The sequence below is a fragment of the Bartonella sp. HY406 genome, from assembly GCF_025449315.1.
GTDB lineage: Bacteria > Pseudomonadota > Alphaproteobacteria > Rhizobiales > Rhizobiaceae > HY038.
On the sequence record NZ_CP104893.1, the window covers coordinates 1,743,754 to 1,763,389 of the forward strand.

Genomic DNA, 19,636 nt, shown 5'->3' on the forward strand with positions numbered 1-19,636 from the left:
TTGCGCGTCAATGCTTGCCTTATATTAATCGCTGTATTATTGTTTCCGTTAGAGCGTTTTTCCGAAAAGTGTGAAGCGGTTTTCGGACAAAAAACGCGGTGTAAACAACGGATTAGAGCGCAGATCTGATACAATCAGATCGAAATGCGCACTAATATAAATATGGGGATATAATCATGGCGTTTCGCTTCATTCATACGGCAGATATTCACCTTGATTCACCCTTACGCTCGCTATCCTTACGTGATGAAGAGTTGGGCAATCTTATCGGTAATGCCAGCCGCACCGTATTATCCAATATTATTAACCTTGCTATTGAAGAAAAGGTTAATGCAGTTATCATTGCTGGCGATCTTTATGATGGCAGCCAAACCTCGATGAAAACCGCACGCTTTTTAAGCATGGAATTAAAGCGGCTTGATGACGCTAATATTGCCTGCTTCATCATTCGCGGCAATCATGATGCAGCTTCTACCATTACCCATGAATTGACCTTACCACAAAATGTAACAGTTTTTAAAACACGCGCCGGCGTTGAAACCATTAAAACTGATACGCTCAATATTGCACTTCACGGCATTAGTTTTAAAGAAAAAACGGCCCCCGATAGCCTTTTACCGCTTTATAAAGCGCCACTTGCCGACCATATTAATATTGGCCTCATGCATACCAGCCTTGACGGCCAAAGTGGCCATGACCCTTATGCGCCTTGCAGTGTTAAAGATTTGCAAAATTGTGATTTTAACTATTGGGCTTTGGGGCATATCCATAAAAGACAAGTCATTGAAGATAAAACGACAAAGACTACAATTGTCATGCCGGGTATTCCGCAAGGACGAGATATTAATGAAAATGGCTATAAATCAGTAACTTTAGTCACGGTGGCAGATGATGGCAGCATAAGCTTAGATGAAAAGCCGATAAGCCTAGCGCAGTTTGACCCTATTGCTGTTGATGTTAGCGGTATTGAAAACTTTAATACTATTGTTCCAAAAATCGAAAACGCTATGCTGCTTGCCAAGGAAAAAGCACTCTCGCAACATCTGGTTGCCCGCATTGAATTAATTGGTGCAACGCCTTTAAACTGGCGGTTAATCAATGACAGCCAATTGTTAGAGGAAGCCAAACTCATTGGTGAGAGAATGGGCAATATGTGGATTGATAAGCTTTTAGTGCGCACCACGCCAGCAATTGCCGAAAGCCGCACCGCTGACCCAACAAGTGAACTTGCATTAATTATGGCAGATATTGCAAAAAACCGCAGCGATATACGCAAATTCATCAAAGAAACAGCCACTTCACTACGCAATGATCCCCAACTAGGCCTCAATAGCCTTATGGGCATTGATGAGGAAAGCTTTGATAGCTTCATTGACCAGCTTATTAATGAGGGGAGCCGTGATATTATTGCACGGTTAAAAGCATAATGAGAATTAAGCAGCTCCACCTTACCCGTTATGGCAAATTTACCGATTTCACCTTAGATTTTGGCGAAAAACAAGCAGGGATCAGTGATTTTCATATTATTTACGGCTTAAACGAGGCCGGTAAATCAACCACTTTTACCGCTTGGCTTGATTTTTTATTCGGCATGGGAAAAGAAAATTCCTATAGTTTTTTACACAAATATCCCACAATGCAAATTGGTGCAAAGCTCGAAACAAGCGACCAAATATTAGATTTGCGACGCATAAAGGCCAATAAAAACTCCTTACTTGATGGTGCGGCCAACCCATTTAGTGAAATAGCCTTACTAAGCAATATGGCTGGTCTTAACCGCGATAGCTATCAAGCCATGTTTTCCCTTGATGATGACAGCCTTGAGAAAGGCGGCAATGATATATTAAACAGCAAAGGCGATCTTGGCGAAATTTTATTTTCCGCCACCGCAGGGCTTGATGGTGTAAGCCAAAAACTTGCTGAAATAGAAAAAGCTGCCGATGCCATTTATCGAAGCCGCGCGTCATCCACTGCAATCCTGCAAAAAAAGAAGCGCTTAATTGAGCTAAAGCAAGAAAGTGCCGAAATTGACGTGGCGGCATCTGCCTATAAAAGATTGGTTAAAGAAAAGCGCGAGGCAGAAGAAGATTATTACCAAAAAAGTCAAACACTACTTAGCAAAACAAACGAAATAGACCGTTTAAACCAGCAAATTGAATTGCGCAAAAAATTAAAAAACTACACTGAAATAGTGCAAAGCCTTGAGCATTTTGCTGGTTTTCCAGTACCGCCAAATGATTTACTTAACCTTTGGCGCAGTGAAATGGCGCAGCTTTGGCAAAATGATAGTGCTTTTAAGCAAAGGAAAGACTATTTAACCGCGCAAATTGCAAGTTTAAAGGAAAAACTTCAGCAAAGTAATTTTGAACCAAAGCTTATTAAGCTTGGCGACACCATAAAGCTGCTGGCAGATGAACCAAAATCGCGCTTTATCACCGCAAAAAATGATATTGCTAAACGCCAAGATGAGCTTATGCAAAAGAAAACGGAACTATCTGCACTTATAAAACAGCTTAATCAACAAGAACGCTCAATGAATGAGCTTTTGATTGATAAATTACGCCTTGCGCCTTTGAAAGATTTATTACACAAAAAGCCTTTAATCGATAGTCAGATTGCCTCCACACAACAGGAATTACAACTGGCTGAAAAAACCTTGCAAGAGCTTGAAACAGATTTTAACACCCCATCACTTGCCTTTGATGAAGATAGAGTATTTTTGCTAGAAGCAAAGCTAACTGAATTAACTGACAAAGGCTTGCTTGTTGAGAGCCAAAATCTTGCCAGCAATCTCACACGCTTGCAAAATGAACAACAGCAAGCTTTTGCTGCGCTTGCGCCATTTAGCGGCACAATAAGTGATCTTAATGGGCTGATTATTGCTGACAAAGATTATTGGAACGAGCAATATCACCAGTTGCAGCGATTAAACCAACAATTGGATGATTTTGCTTTAGAAAAACGGCAAATTGCTGATAAGCTTGCCAATATTGAAACACGGATTGAAACCCTTAAAAAGCAAAGCAATCTGGTTGACAGCGAAACCTTAAAAACATTGGCGCAGCAAAAGCTGCTTTCTTGGCAAAACCATTATAATAAACTTGACCATGAAAGCGCTAATCAATTTTCTCTTGCTATGGGCCATTATGATGATGCCTTACAAGGCCGCCTCACCCATTTTGAGCGCATTGCGCAGTTAGAGCAAGCGAAAATAGATTGGAATGAGGAACACAAAAAGCAAACTAACCTTGAAGATAGCATTCAGCATAAAGTGCAAGAGCGCGTCAAGATTGATGAATTTGTAACTGAGACTTTGCTAAAAATTGGTATTGAACAAGCAATGCCAAGCCTTGCTGCAATGAAATTTCTGCAAGATTGGCTGATAAAACGCCAAAATTATCAAACAATAAGCAATGAAATCATCACGATGCAGGCGCGTTTTGATGCGGTGCAAGCTGAAATTGCCAAAATCCAAGCCGATATTTGCCAAAATGTACCAAATGCCAATGACACTATGGATATTAAAGCACTTATGGTGCTTGGCAAAAAATTTATCGAAAGCCAAACCGAACAAAAGCATAAAAAAAGCGAGAGCGAACGCGCTTTTAAAAAAGCTAATCACGATATTGCAGAAAGACGAAAAGCAAGCGAGCAAGCCTTACAAAAGGCAGCACAATGGCAAAATGAGTGGAATGAGGCATTAAACGGCCTTTGGCTTGCAGAAATATCCCCTATTGAAACTATTGAGCATTATATCAATAAGTTAGAACTTTTACCCGATTTAAAGCAGCAATGCGATAGTCTTCAGCACCGCATAACTGCAATGGAAATGGATATGGCCAATTTTCATGATGAAGTCTTGTCGCTTTATCGCATTGCCAAACCAGATTTTGATGAAAGTGATTTTAACGATCCGCTTATTGCTTTTAGTAATTTACAAACAAATGTTCTTGATGCAATCCAAAAAGCCGATCAAAATCAAAAAAACTATAATGAGTTGCAGGAAGTTGAAAAGCAATATCAAACCATCATTCATGACCTTGCAGCGCATCATCAAATAATTAAGCAACGGTTTGACCATTTTGCCAATTCTGATTTTGCCGTTGATGATCTAAATGATCTGGCACAAAAGCTGGACTTGGCTAAAGACATTACCGATAAAAGACAAGAGCTAGCCAAATGCGAGCATGAAATTAAAAGCGACTATAATTGCGATGATATTCATGCAGCTCTTGAAAATATAGATTTAGATGGGGGGCCAAGTGATATTATTGCGCTTGGTGAGTTAAAGCTTGCAATGCAACCATTAAGCGCTGAAAAAGAACAAGCCTTTGCTTTATTTGATGAAAAACGCAAACAACTTGATGCCATTGGCGGTGATGATAAAGTGGCAAGGATTGAAAGTGAAAGGCAAACCATAAGGCTAGAAATAGAAGAACTGGCTTTTCAATATTTAAAGCTCAAAACAGGCGAAAGATTAGCACAAGAAGCCTTGGTACAATATCGTGATCGCCATCGTAGCTCAATGCTAAAACGAGCGTCGCAAGCCTTTAATGAAATAACATCGGGTCATTATAGTGGTTTAACCACACAGCTAAAAGGCAGCCAAGAAACACTTATCGCCATCGCCAAGGACGGTAAATCTAAACTATCATCAGACCTTTCCAAAGGCACGCGCTTCCAGCTTTATCTTGCCTTGCGCTTTGCCGGCTATCAAGAATTTGCACAAAACCATGAGCCAATCCCCTTTATCGCTGATGACATTATGGAAACCTTTGACGAACCGCGTGCAAGTGAAGCCTTGCGGCTGATGGGCGTAATGGCAAAAAGCGGTCAAGTCATTTACTTAACCCATCATCGCCATATATGCGATTTAGCGCTTGCTGCGGTTGATAATGTAACCATTCATAATTTAGCATAATGCCTTAAAAACAAAAAACTGATTGCCTTTTAAAAGCAATCAGTTTCAAATTTTTAAAATTGAAAAGAATTAAGCACCAGTGGCTGCAAGATCACGGCGAATTTGTGAGCGCAATTCATCAATGAGTTTTAGCTTGCCATCTTCTTCAAAATGCCAAAAAGTCCAACCATTACAGCTTTCGCTATTTTGCGCCTTACGTCCCATCATATGGATTGAACCAGCATCGCCCTTACAAGCAACCGTACCATCGGCACGAATAATTGCCGCATTTTTTCGCTTTTTATCATAAAGCACCATGCCTGGCTTTAATAGGCCGGCTTCAATAAGGCTGTTAAAGGCGATACGCGGCTCGGCACGCTTGCCTTTCATTAGTTCTAGTTCCACCTTACCCAAAGGCTCTACTGCATCAATACGCGCTGTTGCAGCGTCGATATAATCTTGTTCGCGCTCAATACCAACAAAATTACGTCCTAAACGCTTGGCAACCGCGCCAGTTGTGCCAGAACCAAAGAATGGATCAAGAATAACATCACCCGGCTTGGTAGAAGAAAGCAAAACACGAGCAAGTAAAGCTTCTGGCTTTTGGGTTGGGTGAACCTTATGGCCACTATCATCCTTCAAACGCTCACTGCCGGTGCAAATAGGAAATAACCAATCAGAGCGCATTTGCACATCTTCATTAGCGGCTTTCAAAGCATCATAATTAAACGTATAGCTTTTGGCATTTTTATCGCGCGATGCCCAAATCATGGTTTCATGAGCATTTTGGAACCTACGACCACGGAAATTAGGCATAGGGTTCGTTTTGCGCCAAATAATGTCGTTAAGCAACCAAAAGCCCATATCTTGCATAATGGCGCCAACACGGAAAATATTGTGGTATGAACCAATAACCCAAACTGTCCCGGTTGGTTTTAACACACGCCGGCAAGCCAGCAACCATGCACGGGTGAAAGCGTCATAGGCTTCAAAACTCTCAAACTGGTCCCAATCATTGTCAACAGCATCAACCAATGATTGGTCGGGGCGGTGTAACGCACCTTCAAGCTGCAAATTATAAGGAGGATCAGCAAAAATAACGTCAACAGAATGGGTTGGCAATTTTTCCAATGCCGAAATGCAGTCTCCTTTTATGATTGTATTGCACCACTCTAATTCCGTGGCTTCTTTTGGCAATGCATTCACAACACTCAATTTTTGCATGGGATACTCAACTAACAATTTGGACACCGTTACTAATGAACCCTATAATCACCCAACATGGTAAACATGACGTTAAGCATGGGAAATAAAATTCTTGTTGAAAGCATTTTTTCGCCTTTTTTTAAATTTTCTTATCAATTAGCGAGTCGCAAACTATTGAGCAAAGCCTAACTAGCCATTTAAAAAACTTCGCCTCATCATTGTCTTGGCTAAGGCACACTTTAGTATTTGCGGTTCACTCCATCTAAAAATAGATTTTGGATAGAAATTTATTTTATCGACGATATTTTTTGCAATATAAGCCCGTTACCCTTATCTATAGAAACATGATTATAAATTTTACCAATAGAGCTAGATTTAAGGAATAACAATGACTGCGATAAAACTGGTAATCTTCGATTGCGATGGTGTTCTGGTTGATTCAGAATATTTATCGTCGAAAGTTAAAGCCGAATTATTAACTGATGCCGGCTTTGCCACAACTGGTGAAGAATTATCCGAACGATATAATGGCATGACCTTTGAAGACACTTTAATAGCAATTGAAAAGCAAATTGATATTCCACTATCGGCCAATTTGCTCGATAAAGCCCATAGTGAATTTGTCCGTCGGATAGATAGTGAATTGCTTGCCATTGATGGCGTTCGTGATTTGGTCAACTCGCTTGATCTGCCCTATTGCATTTGCTCAAACTCTATCAGTGAAAATATTAAAAAAATGCTTCAGGCGACCGGTCTTTATGACCTGTTTGAAGGCAAGATTTTCTCGGCGCCAGAAACTGGATCAAAAAAACCAAAACCTGCCCCCGATGTTTTTCTGTCTGCGGCAAAATCTTTTAATATTGCGCCAGAAAATACCGTTGTTATTGAAGATTCAGTTCCCGGCGCAACAGCTGCGGTTGCGGCTGGCATGCGCGTTATTGGCTTTACCGGCGGCACCCATGTCTATCCCGGCCTTGCAGACGCTCTAACTGAAGTCGGCGCAGCAACGGTCGTAAATCGCCACAAGGATATTAAAGCTGTCATTACCGCAATGGAAAGCTGGCAAGACGTTCTTTAACCAAGCCATTTAAGCTTAAAACTTGGGCCGCTATCCATAGAAATAGCGCCCCACTTTGTATTTGCCAAAAACCTACAGATTGAGCGCCATTAAAACGCAAAACAAGCCAAGTAAATTGAATAAAGATCCAACCAAAAATGAAATTAGCGATAAAGGAAAATGAGATGGTGAGCGCGCAGGGATTCGAACCCTGGACCTACTGATTAAAAGTCAGTTGCTCTACCGGCTGAGCTACGCGCTCCCTTACAGAAAGTTTCTGCGAGAAGTGGGCGGAACATACGTTCGAGAACCGCTAACGTCAACAGTTTTTATCCAAAAAACACAATTTTCTTTTATCTTAAAGCTAATATACTGTTTTTAAACAAAAAAAATAATTGCATAAAATTTATATTAGATGAAAGAAATAGACAAGCCATCATTCTGCAAAGCCAATTTTTAAGAATCATGGCCTTTTTTCTGATATCAGTAAACTATTATCACGTAAGACAAAATCAACTTGGCAACGGATGAGTGAAATCGATTTTATGAAAACCAGCCGAAAGACTAAAGCAAAGACACAATCTAATAATTTTAGTTTTTTGGGATAATTTGGAAAAAGACATAGATCAAACATCAATATGTCTAAATGGCGGAGGGGGTGGGATTCGAACCCACGGTACAGTCTCCTGCACGCCGGTTTTCAAGACCGGTGCCTTAAACCGCTCGGCCACCCCTCCTTGTTAGGTGAACACCTCTTTATAGAAGTATTCTGAAACGTCAACATTAAAATGCATTTTTTTTAAAAAAAAGACATCGATAAAAAAGAAATATTGTTTAACCTTTCAATAAAATTAATAATATCAATTAATTAGCAAAAAATTATAAAATTCATCAAAAAAAATACTCATGGATAAATTTCATTATCATTGGTCAGTTTGCCCTAATTTTTATTAATTTTATAAAAATAGCCTGAGTGATTCCACCCAGGCCTTTCTTGATAGAACGCAATAGCCACTTTGATTTGGTAGTTTCAAACTATATAGATAACTAAAAATATTGCAATTATTCTATTAACAGCAAGATATCAAACAAATGTCGTAAACGCGCATATTACCTATTGCGGCATCGCCTCAACACCAACAACATCAGGCACAAAATGGCGCAATAGGTTTTCAATACCATGTTTAAGCGTAGCAGTCGATGATGGGCAACCAGAGCATGCGCCACGCATATTCAAATAGACAACACCGTGTTCAAAGCCACGAAACGTAATGTCGCCACCATCTTGAGCCACCGCAGGGCGAACACGAGTTTCAAGTAATTCCTTGATCGTATCAACAATTTCCTGATCCTGAGGGGCGAAGAATTCTTCCTCGTCATGATTAAGCTGATTTGCACTTATCGCCATTATCGGCAAATCAGCCATCATATGCTCCATAATTGTGCCAAGTATAGCAGGCTTTAAATGCGCCCATTCGCCATCAGTCTTAGTCACAGTTATAAAGTCAAAGCCAAAAAACACCCCTGAAACACTTGGTATTGCAAATAATTTAGCTGCAAGCGGCGAGTGCGCGGAGGCTGTTTCGGCATCGCGAAAATCTTCAACGCCATCCTGGAGAACGATTTTACCGGGCAAAAACTTGAGCGTTGCCGGATTAGGGGTAGTTTCTGTTTGAATAAACATAGTGCATAACCTTATTCTATTGCTGCTAATAATAAGCTGCCATCACCAATAGGTGTCTTAAAGACAATTTCCGTTAACTAAATACTTAACCAGCGCGACAGAAAAATAATTCTAAAAAGAGAAAGAATACTAAAAGCAGCCCAATTTTTAATATTCTTTAGGCAGTTATATAGGAATTTATGTCACCGCATCAATATCAGCATCGCTTAGATTTGCCGGAATAATAGTAACAGGAATTGCAAATGACGAATTGCGCCCTGCAACCGCCTCCACCAATGGCCCCGGCCCTTCGGCATTAGCACCAGCGGCAAGAATCAAAACCGCAATATCCTGATCATCTTCAATCAGACTTGCTATTTCTAAGGCAGCTTTACCTTCGCGGACAATTTGTTCTGCTTCAATGCCCAAACCTTCACGTACCTCAGCTGCAATTTGTGACAAGGTGGTTTTGGCCCGTTCTTCCGCCTCAGCCCGCATCACATCGCCAACGCCAAGAAAATGCTGGAATTCTGAACTATCAATCACAAACAGCAAAACAAGGGCGCCATTTGTATTTTTTACTCGCCGCGAGGCATAGGCAACAGCTCTTTTACATTCTGGCGTCTCATCAATAACTACCAAAAACTTGCGACGATGCCCATCTTCATGACTTAATCTTTTAGATACCATATAATTAGCCTGCCATTTTTCTTTGGCTACCTGCTATGCAGTTGATAAGGACAAAAACAAGCGCCATTTTTTAATTATAATCTAATTGGAAGAATTTTCCCCATTGCAACATATTTTATCATTGCGTGAAAAAAGTGAAAGTAATTATAGATCAATTTAACATTATATTACTTTATCACAGCCGCAGATGCAAATGGTCTCTTGTTAACTTTTATATAGGAAAAATTTAAAACGCTGGCTAAGCTGCCGCTGCAGATTTTTCAAAAACTTTTTATTGATATATTTAGCTTTCTAATGGGAGCATAGAGAAAACTCCCATATAGATAACTTGCAAGAGATATGGCTATAGATAACTTATTTTTCGACCACTTGACCGCCAAGCTTTTCATTTAAGAACTCATATGAAATACGAGCTCCTTCAAGCGCCTTATCTTTGATAGTGGCAAAAAATGACTTACCAGTTATACATGTTTCTGGATTTCTATCACAAAACCCACCCATATCATTTACGGTTGATTTGAAAGCAAATATGCCATCAAGCATTGAATAAGATTGGCCATTACTATGAGGCGCATGTTCTGAAGGCGCAAAATATGCAACTGCAACAAAAAGCAGTATGAGAAAAAAAGCAACTTTAATCAAGAATCTCATGCAATCTAACCTTAGCAATCCTTATAAACCAATTAAAGAAATGCGATTAATTAATTGATTTTATAGATATAAAACCTCTAACTTCATATTTAGACCGTAAAAATATTATTGACAAAGCGAGATCTTTAAATTTTGTAAAACCAGCGCCCCTATAATAAGTTTACAAGAGCTGCAAATCTAAATAATTAAGAAAAAATCATTTTCCAGCCCCTGATAAATCCATAATTTTGAAATCTGATTATTTCAGTTTCACAATATCTCCTAAATATTGATGAATCATTTATTTAAAATATTTTTATCAAAATGCCGGCTACTTTCCGCGCTCTCCTCCCCAAAACATTCCATCAACATAAAAACCAATATAAACAACTGATTTGTTTAAAAAATATTTATTCAAAAAATTTGTGCACCCCAAAACAACTATATTTTCTTCAAAAAAAGCTCTTATCAAATTAAATTCACGGATTATAATTTATTAACCATAATTGCAGCTTCAAGGGTAAAATGCGGCAAAAAAAAGATCAGTTATCCTTTCATTAAGTCCTTACAAGGCATTTTGACGCAAACATACTCGTGGCCTATTGGCATATTAATTGTTGGCTAGAGCAAAAAAATGGTAACCATGAAACATAAAGCAATGATCAAACTCACCGTTTCAACTCAAGGCTACATTAGAGCTTTTCAAGGTGAAACACATCTCTATGGCTTTTTTCAAAAAGGTAAACACCTTGCCGAAAGCGTCCATATAAATGATAAAATTGCTTTAGTCACACTGCTGGACAATGCACGCATAGGCAAAAAAGACAGTGGCTATCGCAATTTTCGTTTTATCAACAAGGATGGTATGTTTATCACCTTTCAACTGGGCAATGTAACTCTTGGGATAAATGGCATAAACATTGACTGCCAATTAATTGATAAAGCCGCATCAAGGCAAATATCCGCGCCTACTTCACCTATTGGCAACATGGAACAAGATAGCAATGCAATTTTAAATGAATTGCCACCTCTTACTCTTGTTGCCCATGAAATGCGTGAACCACTAAATGCCATCATTGGCTTTACGGATTTTCTACTTCATGAATTTTCTGGAAAATTTGAAACTTCGCTACAACGCCAATATGCTATGCATATTAAAGAATCTGGAAATCACCTACTGCAATTGATAACAACCTATCTTGAAAAACAACAAGAGCAAGATAACGTCATTGATCAAGATGTGGACAGCACCATTGCTGAGGCTATTGTGATGACTAGCCATTTAACCCAGCATAGCAAAGTAGTATTTACATCAGATCTTCATGGCAGCTGCTTTACAACATTAAAGAGCTTACAATTAAAACAAGTAATGATTAATCTGATTACAAATGCTGCTAAATATAGCGGTGATGGCTCGATTATTACCATTCAACAGCGTGTTTTAAAAAATAATCATCTTTTACTTACGGTTAGCGATACCGGCACTGGTATTGCTGAAGATGAAATAGAAGAACTTCGCCACCCTTTCAAAAGAGCAAGTAATGTATTATCCTCCAATATTGATGGATACGGCATTGGTCTTTCACTGGTATTTGGTATTGTTGAAGCTGCTAAGGGTAGAGTTAATATCAGCAGTAGAAGAAACAGAGGTACAACCATTTCGCTCACCCTCCCCCTTGGGAATGGACCTCAACTAGATAAAGCGAATAAGCATCAAAAAATCGAAGCTGACAATTTGCATTTTTTTGCAATCAACAATAAAACCCAAACAGTAGAACTTCATGAAAAATATTTAGGCGATGGCAAAAGTAAACAAAAGATCGACAAAACGGCGTAAAACAAAAAAGAAAAAACAACATAACGTTACAGCGCTAATATCATCAACTATCGCGCGGCTAATAAAATGGCTGTGTTATTCTGCTGCCCAAATAATCCGTAAAAACCCATTAATCTTTCTTGGTTTTTGTCTATTTTTATGCTTTTTTTCTTTCCTTGCTTATCACATGTTTTACAATCAAAATATGGTAACACGCAGTTTTTTCTTTTCTGAAAGCCATGAAAAGCATGATAATTCAACATCAAACCAGCTTACTATTGAAGCTTTATTAAAAGATCAAAACAATCTTCATCCGAACACATTGGATAATCGTACCCCAGCGATACCAAAGCCTCGTCCACAAGCGCCTCTAACTCAAGCTACCGAAAACACACCTTCTAACCAAGCTCCTATGGCACTAGCCGTGCCGCAAATAAAGCCAACGCCATTAAAAGATAATAAACCAACAGCAATCTTATCAAAAGAAAAAGCCCAAATGATGCGAATACAAACAGCACTACGCAGTTTTGGCAATACTCATCTTGTTGTGAATGGCATCAGCGATGATAATACCAAAAAGGCAATTTTGGCCTTTCAAAAAATGTTTTCATTGAAAGAAACCGGTATTATCACCCCCGAATTAATAAACAAAATGCGAGAGATTGGACTTTTGGAAAATGACACCAATGGCCTTTATTAGCTCTTATTTGATTATCCAACCAAGCTCCTAAAAAAGATTGTCAGATATAAGCTAGCCTTTTTCTAAAAAATTAAGCAGTTTTGTGATGCATTTGAATTGATTTTTATTTTGTAATTATCACTCAATCTTCTTTCAAAACAGTTTTAAGAGCTAAATCTGAGTTATCAAAATACTAATGCCATTTTCCAAATATGCCTTTTATTTTTGAAAGAATTCTTTTGGATAGCGATATAATAGCCAAGCCGTTAACAGTATCAAAAGGCCTGTTTGAATGATTTTTGTATCAGGATTAGTTTGGAATAATTCGTTCGCGATACTTGCAGCAAGGTGAAAAATAATTGCAACAATAATGCTGCGACCAGCGCGGTAATATAACCAGTTCATAATAAGAACAAAAGGCAACAAGCTAACTGCAAAATTTAAACTATATTGCCACCCCTCCTCTACAAGATTGGCTTGATAATAATTAACAATAAAGCCAAGTGGCATATGCCAAAACACCCAATAGACTGCAAAGATAATCGAAGTCCAAAACATGCAAAAACTGCGCCGCAGACAATCGGTGCCATAACTATGCCAGCTTAACTCCTCAATAATTGGCGCAAGCAACAATGCCGCCCAACCTGATAAAATACCAGCGCTAAAAGATGCATGTTTTGATATTAAAAACTGGCTTGAACTGTAGCCTAAAAATAAAGATATTACAGTTGCACCCAATATACTACCAAACATAATGACAATCGCGATAAAACATGCCTTTAATTGCGGCGTTGAAAGCAGTGTTAAACGTGAATAAAAATCTGACTTTAACAACGTGTTTTTGCGCACCATCAAACAAGATACACAAAATGGAAAAATTAAGCCCAAAAGCTGTAAAATAGTAATTAAAGGCCAATATGAATTTTGTGGTAAATGGCTTAACCAAGCTGCCATAAACCAAAGAGCAAAACATCCGATTGTGACTATGCTATAAAAACGCCAAGGGTGAGAAAATAACCTCAAAATATTTTTTTCATTGGACATTATTAATCTCTCTTTTGGTATAAATGGTTACCTAAAAAGGCTTCAAGCAATTGGTTTGTTTTTACTCCCAATGCTCGTTCTGCCAATTTCAAGACAGAAACAAAATGGGCTTGATATTCTATCTCGCTCCATGAAAACTGCTTATTGCCAAGTAAGTAGGCTTGACCTGCTAAAATGAATTGAAGAGTTGATAAGGCATCATCAACATTAAAATCTCCTTCTCTTACCCCTCGCTCAACCAGAGGGGCGAGTGCTTTACCTATCTGCTTAACCCAAGCAACATTGATCTGCTCGTGCAGATCAGCATTATTGGGCGTATCTAATGCTGCATGGAGATAAGGATGATTATTCTCAATTTCTTTCAAAGATGAAAAAGCAGCAATAAAGAGCTGAAAAGCACGCTCGTCAGTTTTTGATGCAATTTCATTTACTTTGCCAACCATTTGACTAACCCAATCTTCTGCGAGATAGCAAAGCAACTCTTTTTTTGATGTAAAATATAAATAAAACGTACCCTTAGCTATTCCTGCATTTCTTACAATTTCGTCAATTGAAACGTCTTTTACGCTGCGCTGGCTAAAGAGTTGGGTTGCCGCTATTATAATTGCTCTTTTCAGCTCATCGCCTTTTTTTACACGCATGAAATCTCTCAACTGGTTAAATCGCCATAGATAAACACGTCAAAATAGCTAATAATGACCATTAGTCATTTATAGATTTTTAAAAAGATTGCAAGCGTATTTTGTTTGAAATTGAATAAGTTGCCCAGCAACCAGTCTAAAAGCACAAATTTTATGGGATAAACGCAAGCTATTGCAGCTTGCTATTGATTAGTTTTCAAATACAGCTTTAATGAATGAAGTTAAATTTAATGGGGGTTAAACTATGACTAATATTTTGAAAAACATTTTTGCTCTTTTGGTACTTGCTATTTTTTCTTTTGCAAGCCTACCAGCTTATAGTGCAAACACACCTTGTAGCGGCAAAAAAGGCGGTGTAAAGCAATGCACAAGCGATGGCAAATTTCTCTGCAATGATGGATCCACAAGCAAATCCAAACAAAAATGTAGCCGCTAACGTAACTGGGTAATTTAGGCTTTACGCTCATCATTTTCATGATTCAATAGTCTTGCAACCATTTTAGGGTGGGTAAAATATACCCCCCTAGCTGGTGGCGGCGTTGAACACAAAACCATCAAAACCACCCATAAAACTGTTAAGACCACTTTGCCCAATATGCTAGAATGAGATGCGCCCTGCTCCTGCTCAAGTCGATATGTGGCAATCAATTCTTTTACAGCTGGCCAATCACTTGTAAAAACCCACATATTTATACCTTCAGTGGCAAAAACATAATGCGGGGATGCTGCAGAAAAATAACTATTATCTAACATCACCTCAATACCATAGCTATTAAGATAAGTTTTCAATGCATAAGTATCCAAAGTACCAAAACCAGCTGCGACCCTAATCATATCAGGATTTTGATACATGAATACTACCCCTAATTTTTATAAAACAATCAAACCAACCCACTCCAACAAAGTAATTATACATAATCAATATATAATTACAAATAAAAATCGAGATAATTATTTAATAAAAAATGATAAACCACAATGAAAAATCATAATTATGGTTTAAATTCATGTAATTCTATTAATAAATAAAATTACATCTCTGCGACACCTATGCACTTAAAACCATCCGCATCCGTTACACCAGATGACGCACCGCAGGAAAAGCAAAAGGGTGAACAATTACTTTTACGACTATGGCAATTATTGCAATGACTAAAAATATGCAAACCGCAATGGGGACAAAAATCGGTTTTTCCATCCTTAAGCGGTATATTGCGCTCGCAACTTGGGCAGCGTTCTTTTTGTAAAAAAGTTAAAGCTTTGTCATATTCTATATTCTTGCGGCGCTGCAATTCCGGCTCGGCTTCAAGTTCCTTCATCCTGTACAAATAGCCCTGAAACGCACGAATTAAGTAAATGCCAATCACAACAGATGTTATAATACCAGTTATTATCCTTACATAACCACCATAACTTGGAAGATATGGCACCAATTCTACAAAAAACGTGAAAATTGCAAAAATAATAAAACCCCAAGCAAATGGCCAATAGATAGTTTTACGCTTTTTAACAAAAGCCCAACCAGCGACAACCAACAAAGGCAAGGTTAAAATTAAACGATAGACAAATACTTTTAACTCTTGCCAAGCCACGGCCTTTTGCAACTGAATTTCAGCAGCGGCACGAATATTGGCAATATCTTTATCGATATCCTTACCAATTGCATAAAACTCTGCTTGCGCTAACTGATATTGTATCTGTTGAACTTCATAATCATGCTCGGCTTTTTGCTTTGCTTGTTGTAAGGCATTCAAATCATGCGTACGCGCAATCAAATTGTCATCTTGTGAATTGGATTGGATACTACGACGAGTTGCTAACCAATTATCAAATTCGGTTTTGCTGGAGTTGTACAAATTAGTACTTAGCTCGACTTTTTCGCGAAGCGCGTGCAAAATCTCTTGCTGTTTTTGCATTTCTTGGAGAGGCTCTAAACGTTTGGTTTCGATATGCGCAATTGCAGCATCATCAATAAAATCACCAACGGTAAGTTTTGCCTCAACTTTAGGCAAATCCGCAATAATATTACTACCAAGTTGCAACAAAAACCATGCAAAAATGAAAGTGAGCCCCCAAAGGAATAACTTAAAACATTTTTCAGTCCATCGTTGAGATTTTTTCATTATATTACTCCGTGGATCCGACCACCAATGAACAATGTTCATTTTTATTCGAAGTTGCAAGCAATAATTATATTTTCATCGATTATTTTTTAATTGAAAGGTATTTTCAAAAAAGAAAACTTTAGGGGCTGTCCTACATAACTTCTGTTATCTAGGACAGCCCCAAACTTTATAGTTGAAATAAAATTTTGTTATTAAATCAATTATTTTTAAATCCTATCTACCTCAACAAAATCTCGTAACTATTTATTTTCGTGTCTTTTTTCAATCAAAATCAGTTTAAAAACCTTACTTAAGATAGTGTTACAGACAACGAGGGATGAAATTCGACAATTATTTTAACTTTTAGGGCTTGTGAAATATTAATTTTTCGCTATATTGCCGCCACAATGGTGAGGTGGCCGAGCGGCTGAAGGCGCACGCCTGGAAAGTGTGTATACGGGGAACCGTATCGAGGGTTCGAATCCCTCTCTCACCGCCATTGTAACTTTACCAAAAAACATTGATTTGTCGATAAAGATGTGATTTTTTGATGCCAAAATTGCTCTAAAAACTTCCAAATTTAAAAACATAATTACTTAATAAAGCTATATCAAAACTTATATTAAAGATTATAATTATAATAAATTGATCATAAATATATTTTTTATTTAAATCTTCCAGCACATATTTAATAAAATAATTTACAGCATATTGATCATTTAATATTGATTAACATCTTAATAAAGCCATTTTTTTTGCAAAAAATATGATTTATTAAAATTTTGGGTGGGAATTATGATCAAAAAAATTCTTTTACTTTTTGGTATATTACTTGCGCCAACCAGTGTTTATGCTAGCAATGATGGCTTAGACGGAAAAGACTTGATTATTACTTGTAAAACGGAGCAAGAAACCAAACAAGCAAAATCACGCGATGTATGTGAGCGCTATTTACGGACACCAGAGTCAATTGCCGCCCTTAAGCAACAACAAAACATTTTTGACTTAAGATTTGCAAATGGAACGATGGAAAATTTGCTATCAGTTCCACAAATAGATTTCGTAGAAAGACTTACCATTGTTGATGTCGACATTGCGAGCCTTGATGGCATTGACCATTTTAAAAACCTTAAACACCTTGACCTACGATTAAGCAGAGTTGGCGATATCTCTGCTTTAAAATCTATCCATCGCTTAAAAAGTGTCGATTTTAGAAAAACCAATATCATTGATATTTCAGTATTAGCAGGGCATGATGATCTTTCTTATGTTAATTTAAATGACAGCAAAGTTAAAGATATAAGCGCACTTCGCAATAAAAATAAATTAAATTTTCTTGAATTAAGACGAACATTGGTTGAAGATACAACACCATTGGCAGGCCTTGAAAAACTTACCTATCTTTATTTAACCTCTACCCCAGTTCGTAATATGAGCGGATTTGCTGCATTACCGAGATTGGAAGAGGCAGATTTACGTGGCGCTAATAATATCGATTACTCAACATTTTACTTATTAGATTCAAAACAATCCACTGGCAATCCACGTATTGCTTTTGGCAAAGCACCGCTTGACGACAAAAAAGGCAAAATTACGCTTAATCTTCTTGAGCCGCAAAATAGCGAAGAAAGCGTCTATATTGGTGAAGGGCTTTACAGTTATCTCAAGCAAAAGCGCGGTGATCGAAAAGTTACCTTTGCCGGCTTGCCCTATTGGGCTTCGCGTCAAAACATTGAAAAATGTGGTCGTGACGAACCTAACTTTCATGAAGGATTGATGGGTTATGATGGCGTGATTATGGAAGATATTTCATGTGTTAATATTTCAGCACAAAACGCAAAAGGTAAAACTGATCTAACACCCCTTACCCAATTTGATTCCATCGATAAAATCATTTTACCAAGGCTTCAATTTGCCCATATTGAAGCCTTGTCTCAGTTAAAAGATTTACGCCTGCTTGACCTTTCTAAAACTGACATTGCGGATATAAGTCCTTTTGCTGCACTCCCCAAGTTACGTGGTATATTTTTAAGTGAAACCAATATTAGCGACTTAACCCCGCTTAGGCAAAATCAAGCTTTACGCACCGCTTTTCAAAAGGCGCTTTTTTATGATGATGCACCACAAGTTGGTTATCCTGCTTATGCAAGTTGGATCGATATATCGCGCACAAAAGTTAAATCCCTTGAAGGATTAGAAAATCTTACTGCATTAGAGAGAATTGATCTTGAAGAGTTGGAATTACAAAATCTTGCGCCTCTTCAAGGTGCGACAAGCCTAATAGAGCTCAATTTGCGCAAAGCTAAAATAAGCTATGATTTTACCCCACTCAGTGCAATATCAAAGCTTAGAATTCTCAATCTAAACCATAGCGATGTGACAGATATCTCATCGCTTGCTCATCATCCATCTCTTTATAAATTGAGCTTAATTGGTACTAAAGTTCAAGATTTAAGCATAATTTCAACTTTAAAGCAGCTTGATTTTCTTGATGTGCGTGGCATTGAAAATATTGATTTTAGCAAGTTTGTCGCTCCGCCCAATCTAAGCCGTCTTTATATTGGCAAAATACCAAACCAAAAAAATGAAGAATTAAGCTATTATATCCACATGCCCATAAATATAGAGGGGGAATATTATGAAGGCAGTGAGCTTGTAGATTTTCTGGTGAGCAAAGGCGCACCCGGCCCTATTATAAATGGTAAACCAATCGCACTTGATAGCGTAACCCTCACCCTTCGCAACCTTGATCTTGGTGATATCCATGAAATTAGTCGATTAAAAAAATTAGAGCATCTTGATCTTACGCAAAGCCATATCAAAGACCTAGCATTTCTACCACTTTTGAAAAGGCTGAAAACCCTTAACCTTAAACAAGCAATAGTAGATAATCCCTCACCGCCTACTCCTTATAGTCACGTTAGTGAAATTGATATAACCGGTGCTAAAATCAATGATTATAAAAACTTTTTCCAATCTTTGCCGTCTTTAAAAACCATAAAAATTGGGCGAGCGGAGGATGTAGATCTAAGCCTTCTTCGTCAATATAATGAAATTGAAACCTTGGTTATGACCGAAAATGGCAAAGAGGTAATTTTACAAGGTAAAGAGGCTATAAAAGTTTATTTAAATAAAACCTATCCACCCACACCATCCACAAAGGCAGATTAAACACCAACCAGATAGCACGACAACTTTCATATAC

14 protein-coding genes and 3 tRNA genes are annotated in these 19,636 nt (G+C 38.0%); 7 read left to right on the forward strand and 10 right to left on the reverse strand.

The annotated features are described in order from the left end of the window. Window positions 1-176: 176 nt before the first annotated feature. Both N6B01_RS07355 and N6B01_RS07360 read left to right on the forward strand, forming a co-directional pair. Complete coding sequence (locus tag N6B01_RS07355) at window positions 177-1,427, forward strand: metallophosphoesterase family protein (RefSeq protein ID WP_262078125.1); 1,251 nt, start codon at window positions 177-179, stop codon at window positions 1,425-1,427. Beyond that, on the forward strand, window positions 1,427-4,921 hold the full coding sequence (locus N6B01_RS07360; RefSeq protein WP_262078126.1) for an AAA family ATPase: 3,495 nt from the start codon (window positions 1,427-1,429) through the stop codon (window positions 4,919-4,921). The genes N6B01_RS07355 and N6B01_RS07360 overlap by 1 nt, the downstream gene beginning before the upstream one ends. Before the next feature lie 69 nt (window positions 4,922-4,990). Here N6B01_RS07360 and N6B01_RS07365 read toward each other — a convergent pair whose 3' ends face one another. Further along, the gene (locus tag N6B01_RS07365) at window positions 4,991-6,124 is read right to left on the reverse strand and encodes a site-specific DNA-methyltransferase (protein ID WP_262078127.1); all 1,134 of its coding nucleotides are present in this window, start codon (window positions 6,122-6,124) and stop codon (window positions 4,991-4,993) included. A 370-nt stretch (window positions 6,125-6,494) separates the two neighbouring features. Here N6B01_RS07365 and N6B01_RS07370 point away from each other — a divergent pair, with 370 nt between their 5' ends. Then, window positions 6,495-7,184 (forward strand): HAD family hydrolase, encoded by a 690-nt coding sequence (locus N6B01_RS07370; RefSeq protein WP_182417061.1) that lies wholly within the window; start codon window positions 6,495-6,497, stop codon window positions 7,182-7,184. A gap of 165 nt (window positions 7,185-7,349) precedes the next feature. Here N6B01_RS07370 and N6B01_RS07375 read toward each other — a convergent pair. From N6B01_RS07375 to N6B01_RS07395, 5 genes are all read right to left on the reverse strand, one after another. Beyond that, window positions 7,350-7,425 (reverse strand) — tRNA-Lys (locus N6B01_RS07375). A 385-nt stretch (window positions 7,426-7,810) separates the two neighbouring features. After that, window positions 7,811-7,900: transfer RNA gene (locus N6B01_RS07380), tRNA-Ser, on the reverse strand. A gap of 377 nt (window positions 7,901-8,277) precedes the next feature. Further along, entirely contained in the window at window positions 8,278-8,847 is a 570-nt protein-coding gene (locus N6B01_RS07385; protein ID WP_262078128.1) for a NifU family protein, read from the reverse strand. Window positions 8,848-9,024: 177 nt separating this feature from the next. Continuing rightward, complete coding sequence (locus N6B01_RS07390) at window positions 9,025-9,516, reverse strand: universal stress protein (protein ID WP_182417063.1); 492 nt, start codon at window positions 9,514-9,516, stop codon at window positions 9,025-9,027. Window positions 9,517-9,870: 354 nt separating this feature from the next. Then, window positions 9,871-10,167 carry a DUF5330 domain-containing protein gene (locus N6B01_RS07395; RefSeq protein ID WP_182417064.1) on the reverse strand — a complete coding sequence of 99 codons (297 nt, stop codon included), beginning with the start codon at window positions 10,165-10,167 and terminating at the stop codon, window positions 9,871-9,873. 622 nt (window positions 10,168-10,789) lie between these two features. On the opposite strand from N6B01_RS07395, the gene N6B01_RS07400 reads away from it, so the two are divergent. Beyond that, window positions 10,790-11,983: a sensor histidine kinase gene (locus N6B01_RS07400; protein ID WP_262078129.1), complete on the forward strand. Its 1,194-nt coding sequence runs from the start codon at window positions 10,790-10,792 to the stop codon at window positions 11,981-11,983. A 166-nt stretch (window positions 11,984-12,149) separates the two neighbouring features. After that, window positions 12,150-12,662 carry a peptidoglycan-binding domain-containing protein gene (locus N6B01_RS07405; RefSeq protein ID WP_262078130.1) on the forward strand — a complete coding sequence of 171 codons (513 nt, stop codon included), beginning with the start codon at window positions 12,150-12,152 and terminating at the stop codon, window positions 12,660-12,662. Between the two features lie 198 nt (window positions 12,663-12,860). On the opposite strand, the gene N6B01_RS07410 is transcribed toward N6B01_RS07405, so the two are convergent. The 4 genes from N6B01_RS07410 to N6B01_RS07425 form a co-directional block, all read right to left on the reverse strand. Further along, entirely contained in the window at window positions 12,861-13,685 is an 825-nt protein-coding gene (locus tag N6B01_RS07410) for a CPBP family intramembrane glutamic endopeptidase (RefSeq protein ID WP_262078131.1), read from the reverse strand. 2 nt (window positions 13,686-13,687) lie between these two features. Further along, window positions 13,688-14,326 carry a TetR/AcrR family transcriptional regulator gene (locus N6B01_RS07415; RefSeq protein WP_262078132.1) on the reverse strand — a complete coding sequence of 213 codons (639 nt, stop codon included), beginning with the start codon at window positions 14,324-14,326 and terminating at the stop codon, window positions 13,688-13,690. 450 nt (window positions 14,327-14,776) lie between these two features. Continuing rightward, the gene (locus N6B01_RS07420) at window positions 14,777-15,178 is read right to left on the reverse strand and encodes a hypothetical protein (RefSeq protein WP_262078133.1); all 402 of its coding nucleotides are present in this window, start codon (window positions 15,176-15,178) and stop codon (window positions 14,777-14,779) included. A gap of 179 nt (window positions 15,179-15,357) precedes the next feature. Beyond that, the gene (locus tag N6B01_RS07425) at window positions 15,358-16,449 is read right to left on the reverse strand and encodes a zinc ribbon domain-containing protein (RefSeq protein WP_262078134.1); all 1,092 of its coding nucleotides are present in this window, start codon (window positions 16,447-16,449) and stop codon (window positions 15,358-15,360) included. A 391-nt stretch (window positions 16,450-16,840) separates the two neighbouring features. On the opposite strand from N6B01_RS07425, the gene N6B01_RS07430 reads away from it, so the two are divergent. Beyond that, window positions 16,841-16,930 (forward strand) — tRNA-Ser (locus tag N6B01_RS07430). Between the two features lie 296 nt (window positions 16,931-17,226). Then, complete coding sequence (locus N6B01_RS07435; protein ID WP_262078135.1) at window positions 17,227-19,602, forward strand: leucine-rich repeat domain-containing protein; 2,376 nt, start codon at window positions 17,227-17,229, stop codon at window positions 19,600-19,602. The last annotated feature ends 34 nt before the right edge of the window (window positions 19,603-19,636 follow it).

Coding starts and splice junctions, on each gene's coding strand:
- N6B01_RS07355 (WP_262078125.1), top strand. CDS start 177: ATGGCGTTTCGCTTCATTCATACGGCAGATATTCACCTTGATTCACCC.
- N6B01_RS07360 (WP_262078126.1), top strand. CDS start 1,427: ATGAGAATTAAGCAGCTCCACCTTACCCGTTATGGCAAATTTACCGAT.
- N6B01_RS07365 (WP_262078127.1), bottom strand. CDS start 6,124: ATGCAAAAATTGAGTGTTGTGAATGCATTGCCAAAAGAAGCCACGGAA.
- N6B01_RS07370 (WP_182417061.1), top strand. CDS start 6,495: ATGACTGCGATAAAACTGGTAATCTTCGATTGCGATGGTGTTCTGGTT.
- N6B01_RS07385 (WP_262078128.1), bottom strand. CDS start 8,847: ATGTTTATTCAAACAGAAACTACCCCTAATCCGGCAACGCTCAAGTTT.
- N6B01_RS07390 (WP_182417063.1), bottom strand. CDS start 9,516: ATGGTATCTAAAAGATTAAGTCATGAAGATGGGCATCGTCGCAAGTTT.
- N6B01_RS07395 (WP_182417064.1), bottom strand. CDS start 10,167: ATGAGATTCTTGATTAAAGTTGCTTTTTTTCTCATACTGCTTTTTGTT.
- N6B01_RS07400 (WP_262078129.1), top strand. CDS start 10,790: ATGAAACATAAAGCAATGATCAAACTCACCGTTTCAACTCAAGGCTAC.
- N6B01_RS07405 (WP_262078130.1), top strand. CDS start 12,150: ATGTTTTACAATCAAAATATGGTAACACGCAGTTTTTTCTTTTCTGAA.
- N6B01_RS07410 (WP_262078131.1), bottom strand. CDS start 13,685: ATGTCCAATGAAAAAAATATTTTGAGGTTATTTTCTCACCCTTGGCGT.
- N6B01_RS07415 (WP_262078132.1), bottom strand. CDS start 14,326: ATGCGTGTAAAAAAAGGCGATGAGCTGAAAAGAGCAATTATAATAGCG.
- N6B01_RS07420 (WP_262078133.1), bottom strand. CDS start 15,178: ATGTATCAAAATCCTGATATGATTAGGGTCGCAGCTGGTTTTGGTACT.
- N6B01_RS07425 (WP_262078134.1), bottom strand. CDS start 16,449: ATGAAAAAATCTCAACGATGGACTGAAAAATGTTTTAAGTTATTCCTT.
- N6B01_RS07435 (WP_262078135.1), top strand. CDS start 17,227: ATGATCAAAAAAATTCTTTTACTTTTTGGTATATTACTTGCGCCAACC.